We start from the raw sequence: 21,186 nt of genomic DNA, 5'->3' as shown, positions 1-21,186 counted from the left end.
GGTCAGGCGGTCAGGCCGTGCCGGGTCGCCCAGCGGTTGACGGCGGACGCGATCTCCGCAGGACGGTCCTCGGGGGCCAGATGGGCGGCCCGGCCGCAGTACTCGCTCTCCAGCGCCGAGATGTGCTCCGCGCACCAGGCCGCCGCCGCGGGACCGGTCATGAGGGCGGGCGAGCCGTCGAAGGTGAGCAGCAGCTTCGGCACGCGGGGGCTGTCCGCGAGCCAGGCGTCGTACTCCTCGACGGCGGCGACCACGTCGGCCGGCTCTCCGCCGATCGGGAGGGAACGGGCCCAGCGGAGCATCGGCAGCCTGCTCTCGCGGGTGGGGTAGGGGGCCGCGTAGACGGCCCGTACCGCCTCGTCCATCGGTTCCAGGACGGTCTGCCGGATGCTGTCCTCGATGAAGATGTTCCGGTCCAGGACCATCTCCTCCCCCACGCCGGGGGTGCGTATCGCCTCGAACCGGGCACGGGCGGCCGGTGGGTACTCCTCCCACGTGAGCGGCCGCACGATCGTCTCCATGAAGGCGATGCCGCGGACCCGGTCGGGGTGGCGCGCGGCCCGGTGGAAGGCGAGGGCGCCGCCCCAGTCCTGACCGACCAGCACCGCCCGGTCGAGTCCGAGGGCGTCGAACCAGGCGTCCAGGTAGCGCGCGTGGTCGGCGAAGCGGTACTCGCCGCCCGGCTTCCCCGAACGCCCCATGCCGATGAGGTCGGGGGCGAGGACCCGGACCGGGCCGTCGATGCGGGGCAGCACGTCGCGCCAGAGGTGGGAGGAGGTGGGGTTGCCGTGGAGGAAGACGAAGGGCACGCCGTCGCCGCGGTCCTCGTAGTACATCGTCGAGTCGAGCACGTCGATCGTGGGCATGGGAGCCACCTTCCGGTCTTCGAGAATCGTTCAGACGACTAACGCAAAGCCAGGCGCGACGCTATACCGTTAGTGTCACTAACACAATCCCCAAGAGGAGGGTCGAGGAGGGTCGAGACACCCCGGAATGAAATGTGACAACCGGTAAGTCCCTTATGGGGGAGTCGCACCACCCGTCTGCCACACCCGGCGCGTAGCTCATCTCATATCTGAGATAGCGTGCCCCTATGGCAGACGACTACCTCGTACGCATCGGCAAGCTCATCCGTGACGCCCGGCAACACCGGGGCTGGACACAGAGTCAGCTCGCCGACGCCCTCGGCACGAGCCAGAGCGCAGTGAACCGGATCGAACGCGGCAACCAGAACATCAGCCTTGAGATGATCGCCCGAATCGGTGAAGCGCTCGACAGCGAAATCGTCTCCCTCGGCTACGCCGGCCCCATGCACCTGCGCGTGGTGGGCCGCCGCCGCCTCTCCGGCGCCATCGACGTCAAGACGAGCAAGAACGCCTGCGTCGCCCTGCTGTGCGCCTCCCTGCTCAACAAGGGCCGTACGGTGCTGCGCCGGGTGGCGCGCATCGAGGAGGTCTACCGCCTGCTGGAGGTCCTGAACTCCATCGGCGTCCGCAGCCGCTGGATCAACGACGGCGTGGACCTGGAACTCGTCCCGCCGGCCACCCTGGACATGGAGGCCATGGACGCGGACGCGGCCCGCCGGACCCGGAGCATCATCATGTTCCTGGGCCCGCTGCTGCACCGCATGGAGACCTTCCGCCTCCCGTACGCCGGCGGCTGCGACCTCGGCACCCGCACCATCGAGCCCCACATGATCGCCCTGCGCCGCTTCGGCCTGGACATCACCGCGACCGAGGGCATCTACCACGCGAAGGTGGAGCCGGGCACCTCCCCCGACCGCCCGATCGTGCTGACCGAACGCGGGGACACCGTCACGGAGAACGCGCTGCTGGCGGCCGCCCGGCACGACGGCGTCACCGTCATCCGCAACGCCTCCTCCAACTACATGGTCCAGGACCTGTGCTTCTTCCTGGAGGCGCTGGGCGTCAAGGTCGAGGGCGTCGGCACCACCACCCTCACCGTCCACGGCGTCCCGAACATCGACGTGGACGTCGACTACTCCCCCTCCGAGGACCCGGTCGAGGCGATGAGCCTGCTCGCCGCCGCGGTCGTCACGGAGTCGGAGCTGACGATCCGCCGGGTCCCGATCGAGTTCATGGAGATCGAGCTCGCGGTCCTGGAGGAGATGGGCCTCGACCACGACCGCTCGGCGGAGTACCCGGCGGACAACGGCCGCACCCGCCTGGTCGACCTCACGGTCCGCCCCTCGAAGCTGGAAGCCCCGATCGACAAGATCCACCCGATGCCGTTCCCGGGGCTGAACATCGACAACGTCCCGTTCTTCGCGGCCATCGCGGCCGTCGCCCAGGGCCAGACCCTGATCCACGACTGGGTGTACGACAACCGCGCCATCTACCTGACCGACCTCAACCGGCTCGGCGGCCGCCTCCAACTCCTGGACCCCCACCGCGTCCTGGTCGAGGGCCCCACCCGCTGGCGCGCGGCGGAGATGATGTGCCCGCCGGCCCTCCGCCCGGCGGTGGTCGTCCTCCTGGCGATGATGGCCGCCGAGGGCACCTCGGTGCTGCGCAACGTCTACGTGATCAACCGCGGCTACGAGGAACTGGCCGAACGCCTCAACTCGGTGGGCGCCCAGATCGAGATCTTCCGCGACATCTGACGGGCGGAGCGTCGTGCCACTTGGGGACAAGGGGCACGACACCCCAACATGTCGTTTGACCTGCGGATATTCACCTTCACGACTCTTCACTGATCACCGTTGTTTTTCAGCGCCTTGTGCAACGCGCGTGCAAGATGATCTTGAACAGTCGACGATGCGTCAGGCAACCCTGAGCAACCGTCAGCCATCGCGCAGAGTCGTCACCGAACGACCTCGCCACGTCCGATGTCGTTCGCGTCGCGCCGACCGCGGTGGTCGACGAGGCGAGCAGCTATCTGCCGGTGACCGTGGCGGAGCCGTCGGTTGATTCAGATTCATTACGTCCGCATCGGTCGCATCGTCTAGATTCGTGTCCAGTCGAGACGCGTCGCATTACGCACGTCCGGCTGTGCAGCGACGACGTAGGGGTGAGGTTGCGATTCTGGGACTGGGGCGGGGCTGGCCTCCGCGCCGCATGCGAGGCGATTTCACGCCCGATCGGGTTCGGTCCGAACATGGTTCGAGCTGATCAGAGCGGCCCTGCGCCCACCGGTGAGTCGGACGCCTTCGATATGAGGGGCGGTCGCTCATGACGGTCACACCGCAGTCCTGGACACCGGACCCAGGTCTCGTGCGGGAAGTGGGGGATCAGTTCGACAGAGCCCTCGCCTCGTACCGGGCCAATGCCTACCTCGTCTCCGAGCACGCCAATCACGAGGAGTCCATCCGGGTCGGCGGATACGCCAACCGAACACTTTTGGAACTCGTTCAGAACGCCGCCGACGCGATGTCGGGGGTCAGCGACGACCAGAGCGGATTCGCGGGCCGGGTCGAGATCGTCCTCGACCCGGAGAATCGAACTCTTTACTGCGCCAACGCCGGTCGCCCGTTCTCCAGGAACGGGATCACCGCGATCACGCACGCGCATCTCAGTGGCAAACGAGGGGACGAGATCGGGCGCTTCGGGCTGGGGTTCAAGTCCGTCCTGGCCGTGTCGGACGCGCCTCAGGTCTTCAGCCGCTCGGTGTCGTTCGAGTTCAACTCTCGCACAGCTCGAACCGAGATCGGCCGGATCGCACCCACTGCGAAACGTCATCCGATCCTGCGTACACCCACCGTCATCGACCCGCTCGCCGTGTTCGGCGAAGACCCCGTCCTCGCGGATCTCGCCGAGTGGGCCTCCAGCGTCGTGAAGCTGCCTCACGCGTCCAACCTCGACCGGCTCCGTCGAGAGATCGAGTCCTTCGCCTCGGAGTTCCTGCTCTTCGTCGGCGCCGTTCGGCAGGTCAGGCTCAGGGTGCTCGGCGTCGACGGCTTCGAGACGAGCCACACGTCCCGCGACTTCGGCGGCGGCGTCTACAAGATCGAGACCCCGGACGGCGGCGGCGACGAGTGGATCGTCGCGGACCGCATGCACGCACCGTCCGCGGCGGCGCGCAGGGACGTCGGCGAGGCCGTCTCGCGTACGGAGGTCAAGGTCACCGTCGCGATCCCGAAACGACAGGCGAGACAGCGCGTCGGACGGTTCTGGTCCTACTTCCCGCTTCAGGACCAGACGTCGGCGTCCGCGCTCTTCAACGCTCCATGGAGCGTGAACGACGACCGGACCACGTTGTTGAAGAACGACTACAACCGGGAGATCCTCGCAACGCTCTCGGATATGTTCGTCGACTTGTTGCCGCAGGTCAGGCAACCCGACGATCCAGCCGCTCACCTCGACTACATGCCCGCGCGAGGGCGGGAGCCGTTGTCGTTCGGCGACAAACTGCTCTGCGCGCATGTGCCGGAGATCGCGGCGAGTGCCGACATGGTTCCCGACGCCACGGGGGCGCTGGTGAACGCCGGCGCTCTGCGCCCCCTGGACTTCGCCGTCCAGGTTCACCCGGACGTCCACCGCGCGTGGACCATCTCCGTGCACACTGCCACCGACGTGCCGCATTGGCGGTGTTACACGTCGTCGCAGCGTGTCACTCGTCTACGGCAGCTGTTCACTTCCGCGAGCCCGCACGGCGGCATCGACGCCACGGACAGGGACGTGAAGCGGGCCCTGGAGGAACTCCCGAAGCGCGGTCTCCTCTCCTGGCTTCGCGAGTGGGCCGACGGACCGGACCCTGTGTCCTCCTCCAACGCGTTCAAGTTCACGCTCGGGCACAAGCCGCAGTCCGACGTCGAGCAGGCCAAGGTCGTCCCCACCACCGAAGGCATGCGGTCACTGGCGGACAGAAACGTCGTCTTCCTGCACCAGGAGGAGGGGGTCGAGATCGAGGGGGCGGTCTTCGTCTCCCCCGGTTTCCTGGCCCGGCCCGGTGTCGAGGAAGGTCTCAGGAGGGTCGGCTTCCGGGATCTGGACCCGCGCGCGATACTCAATGCGCGCCTGGCCGCGCTCTCGAGCTCCTCAGGAGACGAAGAACTCACCAAACTCTGGGAGGCCGTCCTCGGCCTGCCTCCGCGCGACGCGGGCAGAGTGCTGGCCGGCCATCCACTGACCGTCAAGGTGCCTACCAATGACGGTGGTTGGACCTGGCCCCACAAGGTCCTCGACCTTCCTGAGCCCCTGGGCGACGAGCATGACGCGGTGACGCTGGACCGTCGGCGGTGCATGCCCGAGGTGACGTATGAGCTGGGTGTGGTCCGTGCGCCCAGGAGCTGCTACCCCCTTGAAGACGAACCGGCGCTCGAGCAGTACCGGGAATGGGTCGTGGCGATGCTCAACGAGACCCAGGGACCAGGCGAACGGCCGATCGAGAACATCGACTTCCTCCCCGGCGAGGGTCCGGGCCCGTTCTCCGTGCTACCCATCCTGCTCGACTCGAACGCGTCAGCGAAGTTGCGCGAGAGTTGGACCGTCGGCCTGCTCGAGATCGGCGATGTCGATTGGACTTGCGAGGATCTCGACACGGGCCGAACCCATCCCGTGCCGTCACCGGTTCGCTGGGCGGTGGACCGTGCAGGTCTGCTCCAGTCGACCCGCGGTTACCGGACCCCGGCTGAGGTCGTCGCTCCGTCTCTCGTCAGATACGAGAAACTCCTGCCGCTGTTCCGTGGACCGCGCCGGGTCGCCGAGACGTTGGGCCTTCCGAATGAACTGGGATCCGTACCCGTGCAGGTGCTCAGGGAAGCCCTCGCAGCGGAGCTCTTCCCCCCGAACATGGAGGACGACCTCCTCGTCGAGTTCATCACGACGGCGTGCCGCATCGCCCATCCGGACGGCCGCCCTCCGAGCATCCCCGCCCGAGTGAAACGCGCGATCGAGTCGCGTCCACCCGCGTCGGTCTATCTCGCCACGACGGACGACCAGCAAAACTTCCTCTCCTCGCGTCAGCGTCCATACCTGCGGGTGACGGAAGCCCAGGCACTGGAACTCGTGAATTCGGTGGGCTGCCGGAGATTCGAAGACAGCTTCGCGTTCTCAATGGTGATCGACGGGGAGCAGGAGAGTGAGCGGGTCCTCGACCTCTTCACCGGGCTGCGTAGGACACACGTCGCCCACAGCCTGACCAATGCGACGGTCATCCGCGCGATCCAGGTGGTCAAGCGGGTGACCACGGAGGACGGCGTCGAAGACCAGCCACTGCCATGGCACCTGGACGGGTCGGCTCTGGTCGTACGAGACGATGTCGACGAGCGGAGGCTCCTCGGCCACGTCAATGAAGCGTTCGAACTGCGTCTGACCAACGCCGACCTCGAAGACGTGCTCAGGCGGGGCCTGGATCACCATCTTCAAGGGCTTCAGCAGGAGGCTAAGGCGGCCGCCACCGACGCCGAACGACTCGACGTCTACTTCGGGCCCGACGACCTGCGGGACGCCCTGCCCAAGGGGCTGTGGCAGGCTCTGGAGACGCAGGGACTACTCGCTGACGACGCCTCCGTCTCCGAACTTTTCCTCACGGTGTACGGATCGGACTCGGTAAGGCAGCTCGCCCACCTGTTCCGGCAGGAGGGCTTCGACAACGTCCCGAGCGCTTGGGCCGGAAGTCCCAAGACCATCTCGTGGTTGCGGGACATGGGCTTCGGGACCAAGTACGCGGGTCGCCGCAGCGACCCCCAGGAGCACGAATTCGTCGTCCCCGGAGCCGTGAGACTGGACCCGCTACACGAATTCCAGGAGAAGATCAGCCGGCAGCTCAAGGACGTCCTCGTACTACGCGACTCGAACGGACGCCACCTGAAGGCGATGGTGGAACTCCCCACGGGCGCGGGCAAGACGCGTGTCGCGGCGGAGACCGTGCTCAGACTCTTCATCGAGGGCGACCTGCGGGGGCCGGTCCTGTGGATCGCACAGTCACTGGAGCTGTGCGAACAGGCGGTGCAGACCTGGACGACGGTCTGGCGAGGGCTCGCGGACGAGCGTCCGTTGACGGTGGGGCGGCTCTGGGAACGCAACACCGTGCACGAGCCGGACACCGAGTTCAGTCTCATCGTCGCGACGGACGCCAAGCTCGACGTCGTCCTCGGCAGTCCGGAGTACGCGTGGCTCGCGGACGCGTCAGCGGTCATCGTGGACGAAGGGCACCGTGCGGGCGGTTCGGAGCGGTACACGCGCATCCTGGAGTGGCTCGGTGTGGCCGGGCGCGGCTGGGCCCGGCCCCTGGTCGGTCTTTCCGCGACGCCCTTCAAGGGGAAGTCAGACACGGCGACCAGAGCTCTGGTCAACCGGTTCGGCAACCGCAAGCTCGACGCCTTCGGCTCGGACGCGTACAGACAGCTCGCGGAGCTCGGGGTCCTCGCTCGGGTAGAGCACCGGGTACTCGACGGAATCGACGTCCAGCTCCTGCCGGACGAGATCGCCGAGGCGACGGAACAGCGCAGGATCAGTCCCCGCGTCATGGAACGCATCGGTCAGGATCAGGCCCGCATGGCGACGCTCGTCGACCACATCATGGGCCTGGACCGGGAGTGGCCGGTGCTGGTGTTCACTCCGAACGTCCTCTCGGCTCAGGTCCTCGCGGCGACCCTGAGGTACCGCGGGGTCGAGGCGGCGGCGGTGAGCGGGCAGACCGGCAGGCAGGAGCGTCGCGACGTCATCGCGAAGTTCAAGAGGAACGAGATCCGCGTCCTCGCCAACTGCGACCTGCTCATCCAGGGGTTCGACGCCCCCGGCGTCCGCGCCCTCTACATCGCCCGTCCCACCTTCAGCCCGAACGCGTACATCCAGATGGCCGGACGCGGTCTGCGCGGCCCCGCCAACGGCGGCAAGGAGGAATGTCTCATCGTGGACATGGCGGACAACTTCGGCGATGTCAACGATCTGCTCGGATACCGCGAGTACGAAGACCTCTGGAAGGAACAGCGCGCGTGATCCTCGTCCCCGATCTCACCGACATCGAGAGGAACGCCGGCAGTGACGCCGAACGCAGGGTCGCCCGTCTGCTCCGGGACATCGAGGGTGACCCCGATGCGGTCGCCTTCCATTCGGTGAAGTTGCGGTCACACGCCTACAAGCAGCAGGCGGAGGCGGACTTCGTCATCCTGTGGAAGAACGTCGTCATCCTCGTCGAGGTGAAGGGTGGGGGAGTCCGGAAGTTCGACGGAGCCTGGTACAGCGTCGACCGTCGCGACGACTGGCACAAGTTGTCGGGGTCCCCGATGGAGCAGGCCCGCTCCGCCATGCACGCGCTGCGGGACATCCTCCAGGAGGAGGGCATCGGCTGGTTCGCCCACGAGGCCGTCGTCGTCACGCCCGACACCGAGTCGCCTCCGCACTCGGTCGAATGGCGGCCGACCCACTGGCTGGCGAAGGACGCCATGAGCATCGAGCACATGACCGGTGCGCTCGACTCCATCGCCACGACCTCGCGGAAACCTCCGGCTGGCCGAAAGCTCGCGAGGATCGAGGACCTCCGGAGCCGGCTGTTTGGCGAGTTCACCCGGATGCCCGTGATCGACGCTCAGCGCGGAGCGGTCATCGAGGAGCAGAACCGTGCGACGGCGAGCCAGGCCAGGGTCCTCGCGTCACTCGCGCGCAATCCCCGGGTGATGGTCTTCGGAGGCGCCGGGACGGGCAAGTCGATCGTCCTCGTCGAAGCGGCCAAGCAGGAGGCGGATCAAGGGAGGACGGTACTGGTGACCTTCCGGTCACCAGGGCTCGTGCGCTTCTTCACCCCGCACGTGACCGAACGGGACATCGACGTGATCCCCTTCGACGAGCTGCGACCGACCAAAAACTACGACACCGTGTTCGTCGACGAGGCGCAGGACCTGATGACTGCGGAGGCGATGGACAGGCTCGACGGTGTCGTCGGCGGTGGACGGGCCGGCGGTCGATGGCGGATGTTCCTCGACATGAACAACCAGGCGCACGTCGACGGCGGCTTCGACCGGGACGTCTTCGAGCTGATCGCACCCGAGGCGCTCTCGGTCGACCTGGACCTCAACGTCCGTAACACGCGGGCGATGGTGCACGTCGTGCAGGAATACCTCGGGGCCGACGTCGGGGACCCGGGCATCGTTCACGGGGAGCGGGTCCAATGGCACACTCCTGACGCGGAGGCAGGCCTCGCCGCGGCCGACGCCGTGGCGCGACGGCTGCTGGCCGACGGGGTCCCCGGTAAAGACGTCTGGATCATCAGCACGACCTCGGACACGGCTCCCCGCGAGACACCCCGCGGTCACATCGTGACGAGCCCGAGGCATGCGAAGGGTCTCGAAGCGGAGCACGTAGTCGTCTGCGATCTCCCCCAGACCTACGACGACGCCGGGACGGCGGCCTTCTACGTGGCGGTCACACGTGCCCGCGTCTCCCTTCACATCGTCGCGACCAAGGAAGACCGTCGACGTCTCCAGCAGCTTCTCCCCCAGCGGGCGGTGACAGGATGAGCAGGACCAGGGCACAGCACCTCGCACTGGATCATCTTCGTAAGGCGTACATCGGACCGGACGGCGGCGAGGACGAAGTCGTCACCAACATGCCGGACCGGCAGTACGCCGTCGGGATGCTGTTCCCCGCCGGTTCGTCCGAGCCCGACGCCGAGGTGGGCGACGGTGGGACGGCGGTCATGGGTGATGTCACCGAGGGGGAGGTGGAGGAGTCCGGCGCGGGTGTGCCGTTGGCCGAGGACTGGCGCCCCTCGTCAGTGGCGATCTCCTTCGTCACGGACCGGGACACCGTCCTGTGCGACTTCTCAGGGGGCACCTACCAGCCGGTGACAGGCGACGGGCCTCCGCGCTGGCAGCGCCGTCCCTTCCGCTTCGAAGGGGTCGAGCTGTCCGGCGACAGGCCCCCGCACGAGATCCGGGCGGGAGAGGTGAAGCTGGAGATCGGTTCGAGATGGCGCCCGTATGGTGACGCCCACCTCGTGACGGTGCACGCGCGTGTGTTGTCCCGGTCGACGGGCAAGGACCGGTCCGACATCGCCCTGATGCTCTTCCAGGTCTCCCTGAGTGTGACGCCCGCCCACGGCGGACAGATCCGCGAGTACGACGGTATACGGTCGCTCGACCTGGACGACGAATCCGCCGAGCTACGCCTGCGCTACCGGGACAAGAGGGTGTACGCGGTCGGCCACGGCATGGCGGCCGACTGGGAGTTGCACGACGGCGCTTGTACGCGTGTGTTCCTCGATCCCGTGCCGGCGTACGTCGTCCCCGCGGTGGAGACCACCGGGTTCGCCCCGGAATCCGAGGCTGCAAGAGCGCTCCGCCTCGACCTCCTGGAACGGATTGACACTGACACGGCCGAGGTCCTGTCGACGTTGGACGTATTCGTCGAGTCCTTCTCCGACTGGGTCGCGGAACAGGAGGACCGTGTCAGTGAGTACGGGGACGACGCTCCGGTCGCCCGGTCGATCACCCGGCGGGCGCGCACCGCCGTACGCCGCATGGAGGCCGGTGTGGACCTGCTGCGCGATACGGAGAACGACACGTTGAGGAGGGCGTTCGCGCTCGGCATGGCCGCGATGCGCCTCCAGCTGCGTCAGACGGCGGTCAAGAGCGGTGAGGACCCGGCCACGGTGAAGGAACCCGGCTGGCGCCCCTTCCAGCTCGGCTTCCTGCTGGTCTCCCTCGCGTCGACGGTCGACGAGGGGCACGACGACCGGGAACTCGTCGATCTGATCTGGTTCCCGACCGGGGGCGGGAAGACGGAGGCGTATCTGGGACTGGCGGCGATCGAGATCTTCCGGCGCCGCCTCGTCCACGGATCCGCCGGCGCCGGTACCGCGGTGATCACCCGCTACACGCTACGTCTCCTGACGGCACAGCAGTTCCAGCGCGCGGCCTCCCTCGTCTGCGCGATGGAGATCCTGCGGCGTGACGACCCGCGGGCGAAAGGCATGGCCCGGTTCTCCATCGGCCTGTGGGTCGGCAACGAGGTCACCCCTGCCACGAGGGTCGAGGCCAGGCATGCCTTGGAGCGCCTGCACAAGGCCTCCCGTCCCAAGGAGGCGAACGAGTTCCAGGTCGAGAGTTGCCCGTGGTGCGGCGCGTCGCTCCTGCCTCAGGCGAAGGCTCACGACCGGGCTCAGTACGGCTTCCGACCCATCGGCCGCGACGTCGCCATCCACTGCACCCGCGGAGACTGTCTGTTCCGTGACGAACTGCCCGTGGGGGTGGTCGACGACGTCCTCTACGACGAACCGCCGACGATCCTGCTGGCCACGGTGGACAAGTTCGCCCGTCTCCAGTTCAAGCCGGAGGCCGGTAGCCTCCTCGGTCTGAACACGCCCTTCCGACAGCCGTCGCTGATCATTCAGGACGAGCTGCACCTGTTGTCGGGTCCGCTCGGCACGACAGTCGCCGTCTTCGACGCAGTGATCAAGATGCTCCTGAGCAGAGACGGATCAGCCCCCAAGATCGTCGCCTCGACAGCCACGATCCGCGCATCGGACGAGCAGGTCCGCGGGTTGTACGGACGTAGCGTCGCCCTGTATCCACCGACAGGGCTCGACGGTGACCGGACCTTCTTCTCGCGCCCTGTCGAGAGCGGCGAGGGTCGCCTGTACATCGGCCTGATGCCGCAGTCCCTCTCGCAGGTCTCCGCGGTCATCGCCGCGACCGCTCCCATGGTCGAGATCCCAGAGGTGCTCGCCGGAGCGACCGATCCGGGTGCGACACGGGACTCCTACTGGACGGCCGTGATGTATCACAACAGTCTTCGTGAGCTCGGCCGCTCGGGGACCCTGATCGTCGACGACGTGAACGGGCGCCTCGAAGTACGATCGGAACGTCTGCGTCTGCCGGTGCGACGCATCCGGGCGGACCGGGTACTCGAGCTGACCAGTCGGCGTGGTCCTGAGGAACTTCCCAACGACCTGCGTGAACTGGGCCGAAGCGTGGACGACGGCGAAGGGGCCGTCGACGTGGTCCTGTCCTCCAACATGCTGTCCGTGGGAATCGACATCCCCCGGCTGGCGCTGATGCTGATGGTCGGCCAGCCCAAGACGACCGCCGAGTACATCCAGGCCACCAGCAGGGTCGGGCGCGGGCGCAACAACGGCATCGTCACCACGCTGTTCCGCTCGAACCGGGCGCGCGACCGTTCGCACTTCGAGACCTTCCGCGGCTATCACGAAGCTCTCTACCGCAGCGTCGAGCCGACGAGCGTCACCCCTTGGTCCGTGGCGTCCCGTGGGCGATCGTTGGCCGGCGCGCTCGTAGCGTTGCTGAGACAGTCGTTCTCCACCCTCGCCGACAACGACGACGCGTCGCGCCTCGACCTCTCCGACCATCGGATGCGCGAGGCGATCGAAGGGCTCGTCGCGACCTTCCTCGATCTGGTGAACCGCTCCGAGGGCATGGAGGTCGAGGAGACCGCGGAGGAGTTGCGGTTGCTCCTGAGCGACTGGGATCGCCGTGCGCGCATGGCGCGGGAGGCCGGATCCACGCTGTCGTACGACCGAAGGAAATCGGACGACGACGCTCTACTCAAGCGGTTCGGCCAGTCGGGCGAGGGGTGGCTCGTCGCCGACTCGATGCGGTCGGTCGAGCCGAAAGTCGCCGTGCAGGTCCGTGAACCGATGGAAGGAGACGACCGTGGAACGCGTCCTGCATGACCTGAGGTTGTCGGAGACGCTCTCACCGTTCGGTGTGGGAGCCATCGTCGATGTGCTCGGTGAGTCCCTGATCGCGCCCGACACCTCGTGGTGGGACCGTAAGTCGGCTCCCGAGATCAGTTGCGAACGGCTCCTCTCGCGACTGGGCGCAGGCGTCCTGCGCCAGGCTCCGGCTCACTCCGGGCGCGCGGCCAAGGGGACCCCGCACCTGCTCTACTGGCGGTTCCCGGCGTGGCGGTTCTGCGAGAGGTGCACCAGGCTCTCCCAGTTCAGCGGCAAGAGCAAAGGCCGCTTCACGAACAGTTGCGAGTGCGGTGGGACGCTCGTGCCCATGCGCTACGTCGCGGTGTGCCGCAAGGGCAGTCACATCCAGGACGTCCCCTGGTTCAAGTGGGCGCACCGCGGCAACGACGGAGGCGTCAGCGACGCCGTGCGGTTCTGCCGCGCCTACAAGGAACTGAAATTCGTGCGCTCGTCTCAGCTCGGAGAGGGGCTGGGGTCGCTCCGGATCCATTGCACCGGGTGCAGTCGGACCCGTCCGCTCTCCGAACTGGTCGGCAGCGAGTCGCTGCACCGTGACGGCATCCACTGCGAGGGCGCCCAACCATGGGAGGAACCGAAGCCCGATCGCGTCTGCGATCACCGCCTCGTCGCCGTTCAGCGCGGTGCCACCGGCAACTACATCGCGGATCGGCTGTCGGCGCTCGACATCCCGGAGGAACGCCCCCGGTCCGCGCGAACGACGGACCTGATCCGCGGCCACGTGTACTTCGAGAAGGTGGTGGCCGACAACGGCGGTCCTCAGGCGGAGCTGGTGGCCGGATGGATCGCGGACGAGATCGACGGGGTGTCGCCGGAAGACGTCCTGGCCCTCGCGGCCGGCGGAGGGGACTCGGGGGAGGACCCGCTCCTCGACCTCAAGGACGGCGAGTGGGCGGCCTTCCTCCGGAAGCTCGAGAACGGCAGGGACCACGGCGCGGGCGACTTCGTCGTCGACGGCTGGCGGACGGCCGCCGTTTCGGAGACGTACTCGGCCCTCACGAGCCGACTCCTCGGTGTGGGCCAGGTGCGCCGCGTCCGCGAGGTCAGGGCGCTGCGCGGATTCCGACGTCACGACGCCGACGCCGACTTCATCTCCGCCGATCTCGGTCCCGACCGGCGGCGCAGGCCCGTCTATCCCGCCGTCGAGACGTTCGGGGAGGGGATCTTCCTCCGGTTCGACGAGCAGTGGATGTCCGAGTGGGAGATCCTGCCCGAGGTCCGTGCGCGGGCCGACATCCTGGCGCAGCGCAGGGACGCGACCCCGTGGGCCCAGCGCCTGGATGTACCCGAGCCGCGGTACGTCGCGCTTCACACCATCTCCCACCTGCTGATCCGCAGACTCGCATTCGCGAGTGGCTACGCGTCGGCGGCTCTGCAGGAGCGCGTATACGCACACTCCGATCGACCGGACCGCACTGCGGGCATCTTCATCTACACGGCTTCCGGGGATGCGCAGGGGACGCTCGGCGGGCTCGTACGGCTGGGCGCACCGGACAAGATCCTCCCGCTGCTGCTGGCCGCGCTGAGCGACGCGGACGTCTGCTCGAACGACCCGGTGTGCATCGAGAGCGACAGGCAGGGCTCGACACAGCTGAATCTGTCAGCCTGTCACGGATGCGCCCTCGTCAGCGAGACCTCATGTGAAACGGGAAACCGACTACTGGACCGTCAGCTCGTTCTCGGCGGAAGGAACGTGCCCGGCCTCCTCGAGCACGCACTCGATCAGGCTCGGCGCGGTATCGACTCGTAGAGCGGAGCAGTGGGAAGTCAAGCCTCGATCAGGCGACGTGCGAGTTCCACGGTGTTCGCGACGGACGGACCGCCCAGAACCAGTAGCTCAGGGCGGTTTGCGTCCAATCCGAAGCCGCATCCAGCCGCTCTGACGTGGGGCTGTATCCGCTCGACGGTAGGACGATCCGCTGCCAGGTAGACGACGGGATTGGGGGCCCAGGAACGACGACCGGGGTGCCATCTGCAACTCGCAGCGGGGATGCACCCGACCGCCGCAAGGGCGTAGGACAACCCGGCGACACCCGTCTCCAACCCACCGAGATCCACGAAGCCCGGCGAATCGGCGTACCCGAACAACTCGTCAGCTCCCGGTGCACTCTTCAACCTTTCGCGGGGATGAAATCCGCATCCGAGTAATCGAACGCGAGGAGAATTCGTTCGAATTCTTCGTGATCACCAGCGAAACTGTCCGCCATCCGGACGAGCTCGTGTTCATCCCGTGCGACGGCCGCAGCCTCGTGACGCTCGACATGGCCGAGCAGCCAGACGTCACGGAAATAGCCTATCGAGTCACGCTCTTCCAGCTCTCCTGGATCCGGCGTCCAGAACGCGGCACCCGCGGGCACGTCTGATTGGATCGGCTCGCCGCTGTCCGGTATCACCGGCCCCTGCCGAGAAGGCCGATCGAGCGCTCGACACCTATGAGCGTTTCATCAGACCGGCTCCTCGCGATGCGATCGGAGAGTCGACCACTGCACATACGCCACCGTCCTCACCGACTGCTCCGACACAACTCCAGCCTTCACAAGGGTATGGACGAAACCGCCATCCGCATAGGGAGTCGCCATGTGTCTCACAGGAGGAGGATCTCCTCGGATCTCCTATGGGCGACGGGGATGGCACCATGGTCGACGAGGTGCTCGACGCAGGCGATGAGTTCTCCCCCGTGGTCGTCACGCGCCATGGCGCGGATCTCGCGGAACAGATCCCGTCCGTTGACGAGGAGGACCGGGTACTGGTCCTCGACCATCTCCAGCTGAACCGCCTCCGAATAGGAGCCGGTCGTGACGTATACGCCGATCCAACCGCGGCGGAGGCGCGCGACCACACGGGCGATCTGTTCCGCTGAGACGTTACTCGCGGGCAGGATGCATTTGGCCTGCCCCAGCACGACCAGACTGGTGCCCGACAAGCCCGTCCCGAGGTCGAGCCTCCCGACGAAGTCGGCTCCGCCGTCACCTGAGAGGCGGGTGAGCCATCCTTCACGGTACGCGTGGCCGTCCCGCCTGAGGATGCGGGCGGCCACGGCCGATGCGAGGACTTCGAAGTCGTGCTTGCGACCGTCGAAGTGCTCGTACACGAGGCGGAGGTCTCTCTCCTCGGCGCTACCGGTCACCGGGCGCTGCTCTCGGACCTTCTCGACCTTCGAGCGGGCCACGCGTCGTCGCACCCGGGGAAGCGCGGCATGGCCGTGCTCGACCCACTCCCGCCATGCCTTCGGTGCGACGGAGAGGACCTCGGCGTCCGCCAGGCCGTCACGGCGGGCGGTGATCCAGTCCCAGTCGAGCCGCTCGTCCTCCGCCGTGAGGCTCATCACCGCGATGTCGTACACGTAGTTGGTGAAGGTGGTGCGCTCCCGGCCGGCCCACTGCACGATCCGCTCGACGCGCTCGACGACACCCACGCCGCAGAACTCGACGTGCCCCTTGGGCTTGCCGTTGCTCGTCACGGAACGGAGGAGGAGGAGGAGCGGCACCGCCTTGGCCCGGCCTTCGGCCGTAGGCGCCTGGTGGCCTTCGAAGGCGTCGAGGAGCGCCGCGTTCCCCTTACTTCCGTCCGGTGCCCCCGGCGATCCCACCTTGTGGTCCCCGAAGTAGCGGACGTGGCCGCTATCCAGGTCGAACACGTCATGCCAGGGCGTCTGAACGCTGCCGGCCTTCCAGGGGCTGGACCGGATGAGGATGGCCGGTCGGCGTTCGCCGCCGTCGGTCCGTACTCTGCGCATACCGTTGATCCCGGCTTCCAAGAGGGCTCGCAGATGGCCCGGGCTGTCCGTCAGGAAGTGGAAGTTCGGGCATCCGTCGATGACGGGCACCGTGGAGTCCTTCTCGCTGGTGTAGCGGAGGACCTCTCCGATCCGCATCGTCCTACCCACGCGTCACACCCCTCCCACCACTGTCTGACAGTCGTCGGTGCCGTCGATGTCCTGCTCCACCACGCGAGTCTGTTTCACCCACAAGTGCGAGCAGAGCTCGCGGAACGAGAGCGCCACCGTCAGACACGATTGGTCAGCGCTCGAAGCGACTCGTCGGCCAGTCTTCCGAGTTCCTCGTCCAGATCGTCCGCCGTCAACGAATCGAACGAGACGAACGCCTGGAGCCGCAACACCCTCATCAGGAGGTCCCGGAGGAGGTCACGTTCCCTCACCTCGTCCCGGGGCACGTCGATCCCCTCCCAGACTCTGAGGATGCCGCGTACCAGCGCAGGGCTGCCGCCGATGGACGTGCGGCGGGCGTAGATCTGGTCGAAGGCCGATTCGCCGAGGATGTTCAGGGCGACGTAGAGGTCTCCCTCTTCGGCTCCACTGTCGTGGACGAGGTGGGCCCGCCACCAGAGTCGACCGAAGACGTGTCGGGTGACGTCGGTGCCAAGGACACGGTCTCGGTGAAGGTCGGAGTACCGCCAGGCGGCGACGTCCGGCATCAGCACGAGGGAGAGGAAGGCCCACAGATCACCCGCGACGGCCTCCGCCGGGATGATCCCCGAATCCCTGTGCAGGACCTCGGCGACCGCGATGTCGAAGGTGGCTGCCTGTCTACGGTTGTGCGGGGCGGGGAAACCCCGATCCTCAGCCAATCGAAGGATCTCGGCGCGTATGTCCTTCAGCCGCTCCACGGGCAGCCTGACGCCACCCGTAGCCGCGTAGAACATCGCGGTGTGGGACAGGTCCGCACGGCTTCGCAGCTCCTCCGCCGACTTTCCGAGATACGCCTCCCGTAGACTCCCGGCCGCACCGGGGAGGAGGCGGGGGAAGAGGTGGACCATCACGCCTCCTTGGCGAAGAGTCCGACGGCGCTCTGCACTCGGGCCGCGAGCAGGGACGGGTCGCTGCGCCGCATGTTGCGAAGTGCGGCCAGAGTCATGTCGGGGAGATGACCGCGGACCACTCCAAGGAGTGTGTGACCGAGGGTGTCCGCCTCGAATCTCGATTCGTCGTCCAGGTCCTCGTGGCCGATGGCGTGCTCGATCATGAGGCGCACGACGTCTTGGCGGAGTGCCGAGTGGATCAACTTCTCTGCATGTGTCGCCTTCTCCGCCTTGCGTACGGCTTCCAGGACGAGGGGGGTCCTGCTGTTGACGAGCAGGAGTACCGCGCCCATGGTCGCCGCCTCGAGATTCGACCCGATGTCCAGGTACCAGGGGGCGTTCTCGGGATAGCCCGTGCCTTTGAAATCCACGACGGCCATCGGGAACTGCGAGGCGTCACCCTGCAGACGGATCCGGGCTACCCGCTGCCAGAGGATGGAGCCAGCCCGCTGGGGGCCGGTCGGGTCGGGGTTGTCCAGGTGCTTCCGCAGAACGAGTTGGGTCTCGATCGACAACACGCCACCGCTCTCCCTGCCGAGAACGGTGAAGGCCAGATGCACCGATCGGGTCCCTCCGCCCTGTAGTGGTCTGTCCACCGCGAGCAGGCGCAGTCCTGAACCGGAGGAACTCCAGACGACCGTGAGAGCGAGTTCGGCTTCGGGCGGCAGTGCCGCGGTCTCTCGGACCTTGTCGAGATCGACGTCCACCGTGCACTCGAAGTCCAGATCCCGCTGGTAGTCCCAGTCCACCACCGAGGGCGGGAGTGGGACGCCCTCCCCCTCGACCTGCTTGAGGAGCCAGCCGTCGGTGGTGACGGCGCCTGGATGAGGGCGTCTGTAGGGGTAGGCGCGACGATTCACCCCGACCCGTCCTTCCGTTCGGAGGTCACGGCGATCTCGGTGACGGTGTCGGGGGCCGGGCGGACCACGAGAGACCATATCCTGCCGTCCCCTCCCGCCACGTGAAGTTCGGGAACCGTGCGAACCTCTCCCGTGTCGGACCGCCACCCCAGCACCGTGGGGACGGACGCACCCTTGGGCGGTTCGCCCTCTCTTCCCAAAGCGCCACTGAGGGCCACGGCCAATCGAGCTCGGACCGCCTGGTCGCCGACGTCGAGGAGCTCGAAGCGCTGGACGAGGACCGTCTTCCCGTCCACGGTGTCGTGGAAAGGGTCGTCCAGGTAGCGCAACCGCGCTCCGCGTCTCCCTTGGCCCCTCGACCCGCTCCGATCCGCCGCCCCTGAACCCTCGCCATCAGTCGGGCGTCCTGCATCCGACCATCGCCCGTCCGCACCGGCAGGACCGGCTGCAGGCTCTACGGCGAAGACGGCTGAACCGCCTTGGCCCGGGGTGCCGGCCATGAGCCCGGCCATGAGCTTGCTCATACCCGCCAAGGAGACCCCGTCGCCGGCGTTGTTGACCACCGCGGTCGGAACAGAGGCCTCCTTCATCGCATCGGCGATCCTCCTGAGAGCGTGCTTCGCCAGCAGGCGATCCTCGCCCTGCAGTCTGTCGACCATCCAGTTGTCATGGCTGGCGGGTTCGGTCGCGGCGAACACTCGATCCATCCCGGGGTCCGCCCGGAAGACCGCCGCATATCCGCCGTGCTCCTCGTAGAAGGGTGGGCCCGCGAAGTATCGCACCACGAGATCCACCGGACGCATGAGACAGGTGTGGTGTAGCCGGTCCCCCAAGCCCGCCTCTTGCGCGGCTATCGGCGGAGGGCCGGGAGGCGCGATGAACTTGCGCACGCCCATGCGCCCGAGAGTCCGTCCCAACCTCTTGTGCTCGACGATGCGGTCCATCTCCCCGTGAGCCCACAGGAAGGGGCGAAGATGCGGTACATCCGAAGGGCCGGGAACGGGGACCTCGACTCCGTCGCGGGTGACGGTGAACCGCATGGGAGCGTCCCCGCCCTCGGGCAGCATCTTGGGCCATAGGTTCCAGATCATGGCGTCGACGATCCACTGCATCGCCTCGCCGTCGTCCCGCTCCCCGAGATCCGGGTCGACGATCGCGACGGTGGTGCCGGTGCCGTCCAGCGGGAACGCCTTGAGCCCCAGCTTCCGGGCGACCTCGTCGGCCTCCTCTCCCACCAGAGGTTCGACGTAGTCGTCCTGCACGCGCCCCCAGTAGTGTCGACCCGTGAAGGTCTTCGGGCCGTCGACGGTGTCCGTGCTGTAACTCTCGTGGACGGCCCAGCCGATGAGCCGTGTCTCGTACCGGCGTCCGACCCGGCAGCGAGTGTGGACCAGAACGGTGTGCGGCCTGGAGACCAGGTGGAAGACCGCCTTGCCGTAGCCGTAGGTTCCGCCGCGGCTGCTCAGATCCTGGGAACTGCCGGTCTTGCGGACGAAGGAGACGAAGTCCGATTCACCGTCGGGGACGACGTCTGCGCGAGTCGGTCCGCCGAGCCCCTTAGTGCCCGTGTCCGTCACCGTCAGGACGCGGACGACAGGGTGGGCGAGTGACGAACGCAGCCGGAGGTGCTCGACGGAGGGCGCGTTCTCCGACAGGAGTTCACGCCACACCGGCGCCTCGCTCGGGCCGAGCGTGCGCAATCCGATCCGATAGTCGACCGGTCCGTCTCCGACCCGAGCGTCCCAGCTGTTCTGAGCCGACTCGCGGACCAGCAGTGACACGGGGTCCATCTCGGTGGCGTCCAGGTGCCTGAGCATGCCCTCCGCCGCCCCGCCGCCCCCGGGCCCGTACAACTCGGACAGCCACCGTGGCGACGTGGTCACGTCGTCTCCCCTACACGCCCGAGGAAGTCGCCGACCGTCACCTCGTCGACAGGACTCGTACGGGTACCGGCCAAGTCGACCGTGTACCGGACGTCGAGGACCCCGGCCGGAACCGCTCCGGCGTGCATCGAGGCCGTGGTGAGCCGAGGGAAGTCCTCGTCGACGCGATACCAGCGGTCCTCGGCAAGGGACAGCCTCAATCCGTCCTGGTCCTCCTCGGCGGACAGACGGTAACCGACGGAGCGGAGCCTGGAGAGCAGCTCGGACTGATCGTCACACAGGTCCGCCACACGGTCGACGAGCTCACCGAGCGTGCTGCCTCCGGGGTTCGGCTCGAAGCGCTGCCAGGCGAGAAGGAGATCCCCTCCCTCCGGCGCCTCCAGCTGATCCAATCCGTGGACGACGAAGACGCGGCGCTCCGAGTTCGTGACCGTGCTCTTCACCTCCACCGCGTGCAGGCCGTCGGAGAAGTCGTGTCGCCCACCGGTGGGCCCGACCCAGTGACGCACGGCTCCGGGATCACCTTCCAGCAAGCGCACCAGGACGTGGAGCTCACCGAACAACCCCACCGTCTGCTCACACGTCAGAGAACGGGGCCCCCTGCTGAAGAGCAGCTTCCAGCGCTCGACCACCGCGCGAGCGGTCCGGTACGGACGGCCGCCGTCAGCCTCGACCGCCACCAGGACGTCCCTGCAGAGTCCGGTGAACACGTCGTCGAGCTCACGGCTCGTACACGTGACGTCGGCGAAACGTCCGTACCCGTCCTCGTCCTCGAGCGGACGCTCCGTTATCCGGAGTGACGCACTGACCGAGCCGACGGCTACACGCTGTCGCACCTTGAGCGGCACCAGGAGATGCCGCCGTCCCTCGCGGTCGACCGCCGCCAGGAGCGGCCCGTGGGCGGTGACCACCGGCAGAGCGGAGGTCCTCAACACGTGCCCGACGGAAACCGGCTCGGCCCCGAGCCGGTTCCAGTGGTCCTCCAGCACCAT

General features: G+C 67.4%; 12 protein-coding genes. 5 read left to right on the top strand and 7 right to left on the bottom strand.

The window, feature by feature from the left end:
• Positions 1 to 2: 2 nt before the first annotated feature.
• Entirely contained in the window at positions 3 to 866 is an 864-nt protein-coding gene (locus tag ACPU2J_RS26430) for a haloalkane dehalogenase (protein ID WP_420079281.1), read from the bottom strand.
• Between the two features lie 227 nt (positions 867 to 1,093).
• On the opposite strand from ACPU2J_RS26430, the gene ACPU2J_RS26425 reads away from it, so the two are divergent.
• From ACPU2J_RS26425 to drmB, 5 genes are all read left to right on the top strand, one after another.
• Positions 1,094 to 2,623 carry a helix-turn-helix domain-containing protein gene (locus ACPU2J_RS26425; RefSeq protein WP_399822671.1) on the top strand — a complete coding sequence of 510 codons (1,530 nt, stop codon included), beginning with the start codon at positions 1,094 to 1,096 and terminating at the stop codon, positions 2,621 to 2,623.
• A gap of 568 nt (positions 2,624 to 3,191) precedes the next feature.
• Positions 3,192 to 7,901: a sacsin N-terminal ATP-binding-like domain-containing protein gene (locus tag ACPU2J_RS26420; protein WP_423834160.1), complete on the top strand. Its 4,710-nt coding sequence runs from the start codon at positions 3,192 to 3,194 to the stop codon at positions 7,899 to 7,901.
• Complete coding sequence (locus tag ACPU2J_RS26415) at positions 7,898 to 9,418, top strand: NERD domain-containing protein (RefSeq protein WP_423834159.1); 1,521 nt, start codon at positions 7,898 to 7,900, stop codon at positions 9,416 to 9,418. Before ACPU2J_RS26420 ends, ACPU2J_RS26415 begins: the two co-directional genes overlap by 4 nt.
• 89 nt (positions 9,419 to 9,507) lie before the next feature.
• A complete protein-coding gene (locus ACPU2J_RS26410) occupies positions 9,508 to 12,591 on the top strand; it encodes a helicase-related protein (RefSeq protein WP_423834158.1) in 3,084 nt (1,027 codons plus the stop codon).
• A complete protein-coding gene (gene drmB / locus ACPU2J_RS26405) occupies positions 12,572 to 14,383 on the top strand; it encodes a DrmB family protein (RefSeq protein WP_423834157.1) in 1,812 nt (603 codons plus the stop codon). The genes ACPU2J_RS26410 and drmB overlap by 20 nt, the downstream gene beginning before the upstream one ends.
• Positions 14,384 to 14,744: 361 nt before the next feature.
• On the opposite strand, the gene ACPU2J_RS26400 is transcribed toward drmB, so the two are convergent.
• The 6 genes from ACPU2J_RS26400 to ACPU2J_RS26375 form a co-directional block, all read right to left on the bottom strand.
• Positions 14,745 to 15,026: a hypothetical protein gene (locus tag ACPU2J_RS26400; protein ID WP_423834156.1), complete on the bottom strand. Its 282-nt coding sequence runs from the start codon at positions 15,024 to 15,026 to the stop codon at positions 14,745 to 14,747.
• Between the two features lie 191 nt (positions 15,027 to 15,217).
• Complete coding sequence (locus ACPU2J_RS26395) at positions 15,218 to 16,459, bottom strand: restriction endonuclease (protein ID WP_423834155.1); 1,242 nt, start codon at positions 16,457 to 16,459, stop codon at positions 15,218 to 15,220.
• A 179-nt stretch (positions 16,460 to 16,638) separates the two neighbouring features.
• A complete protein-coding gene (locus ACPU2J_RS26390) occupies positions 16,639 to 17,409 on the bottom strand; it encodes a DUF6339 family protein (protein ID WP_423834154.1) in 771 nt (256 codons plus the stop codon).
• Complete coding sequence (locus ACPU2J_RS26385; protein WP_423834153.1) at positions 17,409 to 18,311, bottom strand: hypothetical protein; 903 nt, start codon at positions 18,309 to 18,311, stop codon at positions 17,409 to 17,411. Before ACPU2J_RS26385 ends, ACPU2J_RS26390 begins: the two co-directional genes overlap by 1 nt.
• Positions 18,308 to 20,194, bottom strand: a complete 1,887-nt coding sequence (locus ACPU2J_RS26380) for a hypothetical protein (protein ID WP_423834152.1) — start codon at positions 20,192 to 20,194, stop codon at positions 18,308 to 18,310. Before ACPU2J_RS26380 ends, ACPU2J_RS26385 begins: the two co-directional genes overlap by 4 nt.
• A complete protein-coding gene (locus tag ACPU2J_RS26375) occupies positions 20,191 to 21,183 on the bottom strand; it encodes a PD-(D/E)XK motif protein (RefSeq protein ID WP_423834151.1) in 993 nt (330 codons plus the stop codon). Before ACPU2J_RS26375 ends, ACPU2J_RS26380 begins: the two co-directional genes overlap by 4 nt.
• Positions 21,184 to 21,186 lie beyond the last annotated feature (3 nt).

It is taken from the genome of Streptomyces manipurensis (assembly GCF_049570255.1).
GTDB lineage: Bacteria > Actinomycetota > Actinomycetes > Streptomycetales > Streptomycetaceae > Streptomyces > Streptomyces manipurensis.
The sequence above is the reverse complement of the archived record's forward strand: the minus strand, read 5'-3'. Positions and strand labels throughout refer to the sequence as shown.

Coding starts and splice junctions, on each gene's coding strand:
- ACPU2J_RS26430 (WP_420079281.1), bottom strand. CDS start 866: ATGCCCACGATCGACGTGCTCGACTCGACGATGTACTACGAGGACCGC.
- ACPU2J_RS26425 (WP_399822671.1), top strand. CDS start 1,094: ATGGCAGACGACTACCTCGTACGCATCGGCAAGCTCATCCGTGACGCC.
- ACPU2J_RS26420 (WP_423834160.1), top strand. CDS start 3,192: ATGACGGTCACACCGCAGTCCTGGACACCGGACCCAGGTCTCGTGCGG.
- ACPU2J_RS26410 (WP_423834158.1), top strand. CDS start 9,508: ATGCCGGACCGGCAGTACGCCGTCGGGATGCTGTTCCCCGCCGGTTCG.
- ACPU2J_RS26390 (WP_423834154.1), bottom strand. CDS start 17,409: ATGGTCCACCTCTTCCCCCGCCTCCTCCCCGGTGCGGCCGGGAGTCTA.